We start from the raw sequence: 13,232 nt of genomic DNA, 5'->3' as shown, positions 1-13,232 counted from the left end.
TTGCTCCTCAGGCCATGCCGTAGTTGTTGTCGAGAAGGTCGAAGAGCTCGTCCGCGGTGGCGCCGTCGATCCGGTCGCCGTCGTCGGCGGAATCGCTCGGTGCGGTGAAGCGGTGGACGAGGTTCGTCAGGCGCACGCCGATCTCCCGGCCGCCCGGCAGGTCCGGGTCGAGCCCTTCGAGGAGGGCTTCCAGCCGCTGGAGCTCGGCCAGCGCCTGGGCGCTCGCGGCAGTCCCGGAGAACAGTTCGTCGTACAGGACGTCCACCAGCGCCTCGGGGGTGGGGTGGTCGAAGACGACCGTGGCGCTGAGCGGGACGCCGGTGCTGGTCCGCAGTTGGTTGCGGAACTGGACGGCGAACATCGAGTCGAAGCCGCTGTCCGAGAAGGCCCGGTCGGGGCGCACGGCCTTGCGGTCGCTGTGTCCGAGGACCGCGGCGGCGTGAGCGAGGACCAGGTCCAGCAGTTCCCGGCGCCGCGCCGGCTGGTCAAGCGGTGCGAGCCGGGCGGCCAGTTCCGCGGCGGGGGCGCCGTCGTCGGCCGGGGTCTCGCGCAGGGCCCGGGCGATCTCCGGGAGTTCCCGCATCAGGCCGAGGGCCCGGGTGCTGGGGATGGACGCGATGATGCGGGTCAGGTCGACGTCCGCGATCACCTCGCCGGTCGCCTCGTGGTCCAACAGGTGTTGGAGCCGCGCGGTGACGGTGTCCGGGGCCAGCGGCCGGTCGGCGGCGGCGGCCCCCGGTTCCTGTCCGCCGACGGCGACCACGAGGGTGGGCAGCCCGCGTGCGCGGCGCTGCCCGGCGAGGGCCTCGAGGGTGGTGAGGGCGGCGGAGGCCGCGCCCCGGCGGGCTGCGCCCCACACCGCGTGCAGCGGGGTGAGGACCACCACGGTGGCGTCCGGGGCGGCCAGCGAGTCCAGGTGGTGGACCGGGGCCACCGTGGTGCGGACGGCGGCGTCGAGTTCGTCCGGGGTCAGCGCGGCGAGGGCGGCGCCCGGCTCCCCCGCGGCGACCAGGTGCACCAGGGTCCCGGGGGCCTGCCCGTTCAGGGCGTCGAGCACGGCGGGGTCGGCGGCGTCGCGGTCGGTGACGGTGAGGTGCGCCCCCAGGTCGGCCAGTTCCCGGCGCAGTTCCCGGACCTCGGTGTCGTCGCTGCCGGTGGCCTCCGTGAGCAGGACGTGGGTGGCGCCGCCGCCGGCCAGCCACCGGGCGAGCCCCGCGGTGAGGGGGGTGAGCCCGCCCGTCACCAGTGCGGGTCGGCCCGCGGGTGTCCAGGTCTGCGGCGCCGGGGCCACCGGTTCGTCGGCGCGCACCAGGCGCCGGACGAACCGGCCCCCGTCCCGGAGGGCGATCTGGTCCTCGTCGTGTCCGCCGGCGAGCAGCGACGCGATCCGCTGGGCGAGGTCGTCGCCGGGTGCGACGGGCAGGTCGAGCAGACCGCCGAAGCGGGCCTCCTGTTCCAGCAGCAGGACCTGACCGAGGCCCCACAGGCCGGCTTGGCCGGGGTGGGACGGGGGTTCGTCACCGACGGCCACGGCCGAGGTGGTCACGCACCACAGCGGCGCGGTGCTGTCGACGGAGTCCAGCGCGCGCACCAAGGCCACGGTGGACACCAGTGCGGCGGGGGCCGTCGACGGCTGCGGACCGGTGGTGTCCCCGGCCAGGGCGAGCAGCGACACGATCCCGGTCGGCTGCCCCGCCCCGGCGAGGAGTTCGGCTCCGGTCCGGTCCGTCCAGTCGAGGACGGTCGGCTGCGCACCGCCGAGCAGCAGCGCCCGTTCGCAGGCCGCTACCGCCGGGTGGTCCCGGGGCACGCCTTCGGGGACGAGGAGCAGCCAGTTCCCGTCGAGCGGCGCTCCAGTGGTCTCCGGAGCCGGCTGCCAGTGGGTGCGGTAGGCGAGCCCGGGGCCGTCGGTCGACGCCGCCGGATCGCGCCGGCCGGGTGTGGGCAGCCAGTGGCGCTCGTGTTGGAAGGCGTAGGTCGGCAGCGGTACGGCCGTTCCGGGGGCGGCGACGGTGGGCACCCGCTCCCAGGACACGGCGGCGCCGTCGGCCCAGGCGGCGCCGAGGGCCGTCAGCAGCCGGGGCCAGCCGCCGTCGTCGCGGCGCAGGGTGCCCAGGGCGGTCACCGGGCGGCCCTGTTCCTCGGCGCACCCGTCGACGCCCGCGGTGAGCACGGGGTGCGGGCTCACCTCGATGAAGCGGGTGAAGCCGTCGTCCAGCAGTCGTGCGGTGCTGCGGGCGAACTCGACCGTCTCGCGCAGGTTGCGGTACCAGTAGGCGGCGTCGAGCGTCTCGCCGTCGACGTACTCGCCGGTGACCGTCGAGTGGAGGGGCACCTCCGCGGGCCGGGGTCGCAGGTCGGCGAGCTCGGCCAGCAGTTCTTCGCGCACGGCGGCCACGTGGGGCGAGTGGGACGCGTAGTCGACGGGGAGCCGTCGGGTACGCACGCCTTCGCGTTCGGCGGCGTCCGCCAGGGCCGTCAGCGACTCGGGGTCGCCGGCGACGGTCACTGCCGCCGGGCCGTTGACCGCGGCCACGCACACCCGTTCGCCGTAGGGCGCGAGGAGGTCCTCGACGCGGTCCCGGGGGGCGGCCAGCGACAGCATGGAGCCGGTGCCGTGCAGGGTGCGCAGCGCCCGGCTGCGCAGGGCCACGGTCGCCGCCGCGTCGTCGAGGGACAGGGCTCCGGCGACGCAGGCCGCGGCGATCTCGCCCTGGCTGTGGCCGATGACGGCGTCGGGTTCCACGCCGAGGGCGCGCCACTGTGCGGCGAGCGCCACCATCACGGCGAACAGGGCCGGTTGCACGACGTCCACCCGGTCCAGCGAGGCGGCGCCCGGCGCGACGCGCAGCACGTCCGTCAGCGACCAGTCCACGTGCGGGGCGAGGGCCCGCTCGCAGTCGGCGATGCGCGCGGCGAACTCCGGTGCGGTGTCCAGCAGGTCGGCGGCCATCTTGGGCCATTGCGAGCCCTGGCCGGGGAAGACGAAGACGGTGCGGCCGGGTGAGGCGCTGCCGCGGGCGACTCCGGCGGCCAGTTGCCCGTCGGCGACGGCGGTGAGCGCCGCCCGGAGCTCGTCGTCCGCGGCGCCCAGCAGGGCGGCGCGGACGGGGAACGCCGTCCGGGTGCGGGCCAGGTCCCGGGCCACGACAGCGGCCGTGAGCTCGGGGTGCAGTGCCAGGTGGGTGCGCAGCCGGGCGGCCTGGGCCCGTAGCGCGGGTTCGGTGCGCGCCGACAGCACCCACGGCACGGCGCCCGCGGACGGTGCCCCGGTGGTCGTGGACGTCTCGGCGGTCGCTGCCTCTTCGAGGATGACGTGGGCGTTGGTGCCGCTCATGCCGAAGGCGGAGACCGCGGCGCGACGCGGTCGGCCCTCGCTGGTCCAGGGCAGGGCCTCGGCGAGGAGGACGACCTCGCCGGCGGACCAGTCGACGCGGCTGCTGGGCTCGTCCACGTGCAGGGTGCGGGGCAGCACCCCGTGCCGCAGGGCCTGGACCGTCTTGATGATGCCGGCGACACCGGCCGCGGCCTGGGTGTGCCCGATGTTGGACTTCAACGAGCCGAGCCGCAGCGGTCGGCCCTGCGGACGGTCCTGTCCGTACGTCGCCAACAGGGCCTGGGCCTCGATCGGGTCGCCCAGGACGGTGCCCGTTCCGTGGGCCTCGACCAGGTCCACTTCGGCGGCCTCGACGCCCGCGTTGGCCAGCGCCTGCCGGATCACCCGTTGCTGCGCGGGGCCGTTGGGCGCGGTGAGGCCGTTCGACGCGCCGTCCTGGTTGACGGCCGAGCCGCGGACCACGGCGAGCACCGGGTGTCCGTGGCGGCGGGCTTCGGACAGCCGCTCGACGACGAGCATGCCGACGCCCTCGCCCCAGCCGGTGCCGTCGGCGGTGTCGCCGAAGGCGCGGCAGCGGCCGTCGGGGGACAGTCCCCGCTGCCGGCTGAACTCGACGAAGACGTCGGGTCCTGCCATCACGGCGGCGCCGCCGACCAGGGCGAAGGTGCACTCCCCGCTGCGCAGTGCCTGTCCGGCGAGGTGCAGGGCGACCAGCGAGGAGGAGCAGGCGGTGTCCAGGGTGACGGCGGGTCCTTCGATCCCCAGGTGGTAGGCGATCCGTCCGGAGGCGACGCTGGAGACGTTGCCGGTGAGGAGGTGTCCCTCGACGTCGGTGCCCGCGGGGCCGGAGCCGTAGCCCTGTCCGGCGACGCCGACGAACACGCCGCCCGCGGTGCCCTTGACCCGGGTCGGGTCGATGCCCGCGCCTTCGAGTGCTTCCCAGGCGGCCTCCAGCAGCAACCGGTGCTGGGGGTCCATGGCCAGGGCCTCGCGCGGGGAGATGCCGAAGAACTCCGCGTCGAAGTCGCCGGCCGTGTCGAGGAACCCGCCGCCGGTGGTGGAGAAGGTGCCGGGGTGCTCGGGGTCGGGGTCGTAGAGCGCGGCGAGGTCCCAGCCGCGGTCGGCCGGCATCGGGGCGATCGCGTCGGTCCCGTCGGTGACGAGTCGCCAGAGGTCGTCGGGTGAGCGGACCCCGCCCGGGAAGCGGCAGGCCATGGCGACGACGGCCAGGGGTTCCGCGCTGCCGCCGAGGTGCGCGACCGGTGCGTCGGGGGTCTCGTCCGCGCCGGTGAGCAGGGTGTGCAGGTAGTGGGCGAGGGCATCGACGGTGGGGTGGTCGAAGACCAGGGTGGCGGGCAGCGACAGGCCGGTGGCCGCGACGAGCCGGTTGCGCAGGTCCACCGTGGTCAGCGAGTCGAAGCCGAGTTCGCGCAGCGGCCGGTCGGGGTCGATGGGGTGGCCGCTGTCGTGGCCGAGGGCGCGGGCGGCTTCGGCGACCACCGTGGTGTGCAGCAGGTCGAGCCGCGCGGTCCGCGACAGTGCGGTGAAGCGGCGCCGCCACCCGGTGGTGGTGTCGTTCGCGGCGGGGGCCTCGGTGGTGGTCGCCTCCGGTATGCCGCGCAGCAGGGCGCTGGGGCGGGCCGCGGTGAACGGCGGTACGAAGCGTTCCCAGGTGACGTCGGCGAGCACCACGCAGGTGTCGCCGCGGTCGACGGTGCGGCGCAGTGCGTCGAGGGCGGCGGCGGGTTCCAGTCCGCCCAGACCGTGGGCCCGCAGGCTGGTCCCGGCGTCGCCGGCGGCCATGCCGGTGCCCGCCCAGGGCCCCCAGGCGACGGAGGTGGCGGACAGGCCCCGGGCGCGGCGCCGGGCGGCGAGCGCGTCGAGGTGGGCGTTGGCGGCTGCGTAGCCGCTCTGCCCGCCGCTGCCCCAGACGCCGGCGATCGACGAGAACAGCACGAACGCGTCGAGCGGTTCGTCGGCGAACAGTGCGTCGAGGTGGGACGCGCCGACCGCCTTCGCGGCGAGTTCGTCGTGCCACTGGTGCGGGGTGCAGTGTGCGATGCGGGTGGCGGTGACGGTGCCGGCGGCGTGGAACACGGCCCGCGGCAGGTCGTCGGCCGCGCGCAACCGGTCCAGCAGCGAGCCGAGCGCGGCCCGGTCGGCGACGTCGCACGCTTCGACGGTGACCCGGGCTCCGAGCCGCCCGAGCTCCGCGACGAGTTCCCCGGCGCCGGGGGCCTCGGGCCCGCGCCGGCTGGTGAGGACGAGGTGTTCGGCGCCGTCCGCGGCCAGGGCCCGGGCCAGGTGCACGCCGATGCCGCCGGTGCCGCCGGTGATCAGGACGGTGCCCTTGGTGGTCCACCGGCTCGGGGAGGGCTCCGGGGCGGGGACGTCGCGCACCAGGCGACGGCCGTGGGCACCGTCGGGGCGCAGCGCGATCTGGTCCTCGGTGCCGAAGGTGCCGGCCAGCGCGGCGGCGAGCTGCCGGGCGAGGCCGTCGTCGGGTACGCCCGGGACGTCGACCAACCCGCCCCACCGCTCGGGCAGTTCCAGGGCCGCCACCCGGCCGAAGCCCCACACCTGGGCCTGTTCCGGGACGGGCGGGCCGTCCTGGGCGACGCCCGAGGTCAGACACCACAGGGGGGCGGTGATCCGGGCCCGGCCGGTCTCCTGGACGAGGCGCAGGGTGGCGGTGAGCGGATCGTCGCCCAGGGCGAGCAGCGACAGCACGCCCGCCACGGTCGCGTCCCCGCCGAGTTCGTCGAGACGGTCGGCGAGCGTCGTGGACCGTGCGGAACCGCTGCTCACCACGGTGACCTCGGCGCCGTACGCGGTCAGCGCCTCCCGGGCCGTCTCCACGAGGGCGTCGGCACCCGCGTCGGGGACGACGAGCAGCCACGGCCCGCCGAGCCGGGGCCGCAGCGCGGCGGTGAGGGGCTCCCAGCTGACGCGGTAGCGCCAGGCGTCGGCGGGATCGGCCGTGGTGCCGGGGGCCGCCCTCAGTTCGCGGGGCCAGAACCGCTGGTGCTCGAACGGGTACGTGGGCAGGTCGGTGGGCTGCCCGGTGGGGTGCCAGGCGACGGGTGCGCCGCGGACCCACAGTGCGGCCAGCGCGGCGGTGACCGCCTGCGGCTCCGGTGCGTCCTGCGGGCCGAGCAGCGGCACGGCCGCGGGGGCGTCGGCCAGTGCGCCGGCGAGCAGGGTCGACAGCACCCGGCCCGGCCCCACCTCGACGAAGGTGGCGGCGCCCGCGGCGTGCAGGCTCCGGGCACCGTCGAGGAACCGCACGGTGCCGCTGACGTGGCGCACCCAGTAGTCCGCGGTCCGCAGGTCGTCACCGGTGGCGAGTTCACCGGTCAGGTTGCTGACGACGGGCAGCCGGGGCGCGGCGTAGGTGACGGAGGCCGCGACCCTGCGGAAGGCGTCCAGCATCGGTGCCATCCGCGTGGAGTGGAACGCGTGGCTGACGTCCAGGCGCCGCACGCGGCGTCCCCGCCCGCGCAGTTGCCCGGCGACCGCCTCGACCGCCTCGGCCTCGCCGCTGAGCACCACGGCGGTGGGCCCGTTGACCGCGGCGACGGAGACGGTGTCCTCGGTGAGCAGGGCGCGGACCTCGTCCTCGCCGGCCTCCACCGCGACCATGACGCCGCCGTCGGGCAGTTCGTCCATCAGCCGGCCGCGCGCCGCGACCAGGGCGCAGGCGTCGGCGAGGGAGAGCACCCCGGCGAGGTGCGCGGCGGTCAACTCGCCGACGGAGTGGCCGATGAGCAGGTCCGGCCGGACTCCGTGGTGGGCGAGGAGCCGGTGCAGGGCGACCCCGAGGGCGAACAGGGCGGGCTGGGTGTAGCGGGTGCGGTGCAGCAGCCCGGCGTACGGGCCGTCCCCGGTCGCGAACATGACGTCCCGCAGCGGCACGTCGACGTGCGGGGCGAAGTGGGCGAGCACCTCGTCGAGGGCGTCGGCGAAGACGGGGTGGCACCGGTGGAGTTCGGCGCCCGCCGAGGCGATCTGGCTGCCCTGGCCGGGGAAGAGAAACGCGGTCGCGCCCGTGGCGGCGGCCGTACCGGTGATCAGGTGGTCGTCGGTTCCGGCGGCGGCGAGCGCGGCGAGGGCCCGGCGCATCGGCTCGTCGCCGGGCCGTAGCACCGCGGCCCGGTGCCGGAGTCCGGCGCGGGCGGTGGCCAGGGTACGGGCCATGTCCACCGCGGCCGTGGCGGGGTGCTCCTGTACGTGGGCGTCGAGCCGGTCGGCCTGGGCCGCCAGGGCGGGCCCGGTGGCGGCGGACAGGAGCAGCGGGGTCGGCAGCACCTCGTCGGCGGGCGGCCCGGTACGGGCGGCGGGGGCTTCTTGGAGGACGACATGGGCGTTGGTGCCGCTGATGCCGAACGAGGACACCGCCGACCGGCGCGGGCGTCCGGTCTGGGGCCACTCCCGTGCCCCGGTCGACAGCCGCGTGCCGCCCGCGGACCAGTCCACGTGCGGGGAGGGCTCGTCGGCGTGCAGCGTCCGGGGCAGCATGCCGTGCTGCATCGCCAGGACGAGCTTGATGACCCCGGCGACGCCCGCCGCGGCCTGGGTGTGACCGATGTTCGACTTGACCGAGCCGAACCACAGGGGGTGTTCGGGGTGCCGCCCCGAGCCGTAGACGGCCTGGAGCGCCTGCGCCTCGATGGGGTCGCCGAGGCTGGTGCCGGTGCCGTGGGCCTCCACGGCGTCGATGTCGGCGGGGGTGAGCGCGGCATCGGCGAGCGCGGCACGGATCACCTGCTGTTGGGCGGTTCCGTTCGGGGCGGTCAGCCCGTTGCTGGCGCCGTCCTGGTTGACGGCCGTGCCGCCGACCAGGGCGAGCACGCGGTGTCCCAGGCGGCGGGCTTCGGAGAGTCGCTCCAGCAGCAGGACACCGGCCCCCTCGCCCCAGACGGTGCCGTCGGCGCCCGCCCCGAAGGCCTTGCAACGCCCGTCGGGTGCGAGGCCGTTCTGTCGGCTGAACTCCACGAACAGGGTGGGGGTGCTCATGATGGTGACGCCGCCGGCGAGCGCCTGTGCGCACTCGCCGCGGCGCAGCGACTGGACCGCGAGGTGCAGGCTCACCAGGGAGGCCGAGCAGGCGGTGTCCACGGTCAGCGCGGGGCCCTCGACGCCGAGGGTGTAGGAGACGCGGCCGGAGAGCACGCTGGCGGTGTTGCCGGTCAGGAAGTGCCCTTCGGTCTCCTCGGTCACCCCGGCGAGGCGGGCGGTGTAGTCCTGGCCGTTGGTGCCGACGAACACACCGAGCGAACTGCCGCGCAGCGAGGCGGGATCGATGCCGGCGTGTTCGATCGCCTCCCAGGTGGTCTCCAGGAGCAGCCGCTGTTGCGGGTCCATGGCCAGGGCTTCGCGCGGCGAGATGCCGAAGAAGGCGGCGTCGAATCCGGCGACGTCGCGGAGGAATCCACCGCGGCGGCTGTAGGTCGTCCCGGGGCGCTTCCGGTCGGGGTCGTGGAGCCGGGCGGTGTCCCAGCCGCGGTCCTCGGGCCAGTCGGTCACCGCGTCGCGGCCCTCGCTGAGCAGCTGCCAGAGCGCGTCGGGCCCGTGCGCGCCGCCGGGGAAGCGGCAGCCGATGCCGACGATCGCGATCGGGTCGTCCGCGGCACCGGACGCCGTCAGGGGCGTCGGGGTTGCGGGTTCCGCCGCCGGGAGGTCGGCGTCGACGAGCAGGGTCACCAGGTGGGCGGCCAACGCCTGCGGGGTGGCGTGGTCGAAGAGCAGGGTAGTGGGCAGCCGCAGACCGGTGGCCTTGCCGATCCGGTTGCGCAGCTGAACCGCGTTGAGCGAGTCGAATCCCAGCTCGGTGAACGCACGGGTCTCCCGCACCTCGCTGTCCGGGGCGCGCCCCAGGACCCGACGGGCCAGGTCGCTCACCAGGGCGGTGATCGACCGGAGCCGTTCGGGCGGGGACAGCGGGGCCAGCCGGCTCCGTAGGGAGGTGGTGTCCTGCCCGGGGTCACCGGGGGCGTTGACCCCGGGCAGCACGCTCAGCAGCGCGGTGCTGCGCACCCCGCTGACCTCGGCGAAGCGCGGCCAGTCCACATCGGCGACGACGGCGTCCGCGGGGGCGCCGGCCAACACCCGCCCCAGGGCGCGCAGCGCGGCTTCGGGAGCCATGGCGCGCACCCCGACGTCACCGAGGCGGTCCGCGTCGCGGCGGCTGACCATGCCGTCGCCGGCCCAGACGCCCCAGGCGAGGGAGGTCGCCGGCAGCCCCGCGGCGCGGCGTCGCCCGGCGAGTGCGTCGAGCGCGGCGTTGGCGGCGGCGTAGTTGGCCTGGCCGGCGGCGCCGATGGTGCCGGTGAGCGAGGAGAAGAGGACGAACGCGGTGAGGTCGTGGCCGAGCGTCGCCTCGTGCAGGGCGTGCGCGGCGGTGTGCTTGACCCGGTACACGGAGGCGAGGCGGTCCGGGGTCAGCGCGTCGACGGTGCCGTCGTCGAGCACGCCCGCCGCGTGGAACACCGCGGTGAGCGGCTGCTCGGCCGGGACGGTGGCGAGCAGGGCGGCGATCTGGTCGCGGTCGCCGACGTCGCAGCGGGCCAGGGTGACCGCGGCGCCGGTGGCGGTGAGTTCCGCGCACAGTTCGGTGGCGCCGGGGGCGTCGGGGCCGCGGCGGCTGACGAGCAGCAGATGGGGCACGCCCTCGGCGGCGAGGCGACGGGCGAGGTGCGCGCCGAGACCGCCGGTGCCTCCGGTGATCAGGACCGTGCCGGTGGTGGGCCACTGCTCGCGTCGGGGGTCCGGCGGCGCGATCCGCAGCCGCCGCCCGTAGGTGCCGGTGGGGCGAACGGCGACGTGGTCCTCGTCGCGGACCGTGGCCAGCACCGTTCTGACCCGTGCGGCGGCCCGGTCGTCCAACTCGGCGGGCAGGTCGAGCAGGCCGCCCCAACGGTCGGGGTGCTCCAGCGCGACGGTGCGGCCGAGTCCGGCGACGGCGGCATGGACGGCCGGGCCGGGCTGCTCGCCGTACCCGACCGTGGCGACCTCGCGGGTGACGCACCACAGCGGCGCGGTGATCTCGGCGTCGCCGAGGGCCTGGACGAGGGCGAGCGTCAGGGGTAGGGCGGCGGGCAGGCCGGGGTGCGCGGGGTGGTCGCGCTGCTCTTCGGCCAGCAACGAGATCACTCCGGCGACGGGACGCTCCCCGACCGCCCGGCGCACCAGGTCGGTGAGGACCGTCCGGTCGTGGCCGGGATCGGTGACGTGGACGCGGATCAGGTCGAGGCCCACCGCGGTCAGCGGCCCGGCGATCGCGTCGCCGGTGCCTTCGGTCGTCACCAGCAACCAGGCGCCGGCCGCCGGTGCCTTCGGCTCCAGGGTCAGCGGCGACCACGCGATCTCGTGGCGCCAGGTCGCGGAGCGGTCGCTGCGCCAGGACGCCAGCGCCGGCAGCACCCGGCCGAGCACCTCGGCGTCGACGTCGAGCAGTTCGGCGAGTTCGGGGAGCGGGCGGGCCTCCAGTTCGCGCCACAGCTCGTCCGACGCGCCTCCGCCCACCGCGGCGGGTGCGGGGGCCTCGGAGGGCTCGGGCCAGTAGCGGCGGCGTTGGAACGGGTAGGTCGGCAGGGCGACATGGCGCGTTCCGGGCCCGGCGGTCAAGGCGGTCCAGTCGACGGGCAGGCCGTGGGCCCATGCCTCGCCGAGGGCGTGCAGCATCCGGCGCAGACCGCCGTCGTCGCGGCGCAGGGTGCCGAGGACGGTGGCCTCGACGTCCGTCGCCCGTACGGTGTCCTCGGTGCTCGCGGTGAGCACGGGATGCGGGCTGATCTCGATGAACGCGGTGTGCCCGGCTTCGGCGAGGGCGCGGACGGCCGGGGCGAAGGCGACGGTGCCGCGCAGGTTGCGGTACCAGTAGTCGGCGTCGAGCCCCGCGGTGTCGGTGAACGCCCCGTCCACCGTGGAGAAGAACGGCACCGCACCGCTGCGAGGGGTGATCCGGGCCAGCAGGTCCAGGAGTTCGGTCCGGATGCGCTCCACGTGCACCGAGTGCGAGGCGTAGTCCACCGGTACCAGCCGGGTGCGGACGCCGTCGGCGACGAGATCCGCCACGAACGCGTCCAGGGCTTCCCGGTCGCCGGCCACCACGGTCGCTCCCGGTCCGTTGACGGCCGCCACGGACAGTCGCCCCGACCGGTCGCCGAGGAGTTCTTCGACCCGGTCCGCCGGCAGGGCGACCGAGGCCATGCCGCCCTCGCCGGCGATCGCCCGCAGCGCCCGGCTGCGCAACGCGACCACCTGCGCACCATCCTGGAGGGACAGGCCGCCCGCGACGACCGCGGCGGCGATCTCCCCCTGGGAGTGGCCGACCACTGCGGCGGGCTCGACGCCGCAGGAGCGCCACACCGCGGCCAGGGACACCATCACCGAGAAGAGGGCGGGCTGCACCACGTCGACGCGTTCCCAGTCGTCGCCCCGGCGCACCAGGTCCACCAACGACCAGTCCACGAACGGTGCCAGTGCCGTTTCGCACTCGGCCATCCGCTCCGCGAACACCGGTGATTCCGCCAGCAGTTCGCGAGCCATGCCCATCCACTGGGAGCCCTGACCGGGGAAGACGAAGACGGCCGGACCGGTGCGGACGACGCCTTCGGCGGTCTCCGGCCCTTCGGTGCCGCCGGCGAACGCGGTGAGGGCGGCCTCCAGTTCCTCGCCGACACCGGTGACGACGGCACGGTGCTCCAGGGCGGCGCGGGTGGTGACCAGTGCCCGGGCGAGGTCGTGGTGGGCGACCGACCCGTCCCGCAGCAGCGGCAGCAGTTGACGGGCTTGGTCGCGCAGGGCCTGCGGGGTGTGCGCGGACAGCAGCAGGGGCAGCGGCCCGTCCTGCGCCGGGGGTTGCGCGACGGGTGCTTCGACCGCGGGTTCCTCGATGATGACGTGGGCGTTGGTGCCGCTGATCCCGAACGACGAGATGCCGGCCCGTCGGGGACGTTCGCCGCGCGGCCAGTCGACCGGTTCGGTCGCCAGCCGGACCGCTCCGGAGTCCCAGTCCACGAACGGCGAGGGCTCGTCCACGTGCAGGGTCTTCGGGACCGTGCCGTGCCGCATCGCCTCGACGAGCTTGATGATGCTGGCCGCCCCGGCGGCGCCCTGGGTGTGACCGAGGTTGGACTTCACCGAACCGAGCCACAGCGGCCGGCCCTCCGGACGGTCCTGCCCGTACGTCGCCAACAACGCCTGCGCCTCGATCGGGTCACCCAACTTGGTGCCCGTTCCGTGCCCCTCCACCACGTCCACCTCGGCCGCCGACAGCCCGGCATCCGCCAACGCCGCCCGGATCACCCGCTGCTGCGCCGGACCGTTCGGCGCCGTCAGACCGTTCGACGCACCGTCCTGGTTCACCGCCGAACCACGCAGCACGGCGAGCACCGGATGCCCGTTCGCCAGCGCGTCCGACAGCTTCTCCACCACCAGCAGGCCGATGCCCTCCGACCAGCCGGTGCCGTCGGCTCCCGAGGCGTACGCCTTGCAGCGGCCGTCGGGGGCCAGACCGCGCTGACGGCTGAAGCCCACGAACGAGACGGGGTTGGACATCACCGTGACACCACCGGCGAGCGCAAGACTGCACTCGCCCTTGCGCAGGGCCTGGGCGGCGAGGTGCAACGCCACCAACGACGAGGAACAGGCGGTGTCCAGGGTGACCGCGGGACCCTCCAGACCGAGGGTGAACGCGACCCGGCCGGACAGGACGCTGGCAGCCCCTCCGACGAGGCGCTGACCGTCGATCCCGGCGAGGCCACCGGGGTGTTCGGGGCCCTGGTCGTGGAACATGGTGCCCGCGTAGACGCCGGTGCGCGACCCCCGCAACGCATGCGGATCGATACCCGCACGCTCCACCGCCTCCCACGCCACCTCCAACATCAACCGC

Annotated in this window: 1 protein-coding gene; it reads right to left on the bottom strand. The window is 75.6% G+C overall.

Annotated features, from left to right (window positions below):
* Positions 1 to 7: 7 nt before the first annotated feature.
* A partial coding sequence (locus ACFV88_RS14285) for a type I polyketide synthase (RefSeq protein ID WP_385490221.1) occupies positions 8 to 13,232 on the bottom strand: 13,225 nt, incomplete at its 5' end.

The sequence above is a fragment of the Streptomyces sp. NPDC059816 genome (assembly GCF_042732055.1).
Taxonomy (GTDB): domain Bacteria; phylum Actinomycetota; class Actinomycetes; order Streptomycetales; family Streptomycetaceae; genus Streptomyces.
Note: the sequence above shows the minus strand (reverse complement) of the source record. Positions and strands in the feature narration are given on the sequence as shown.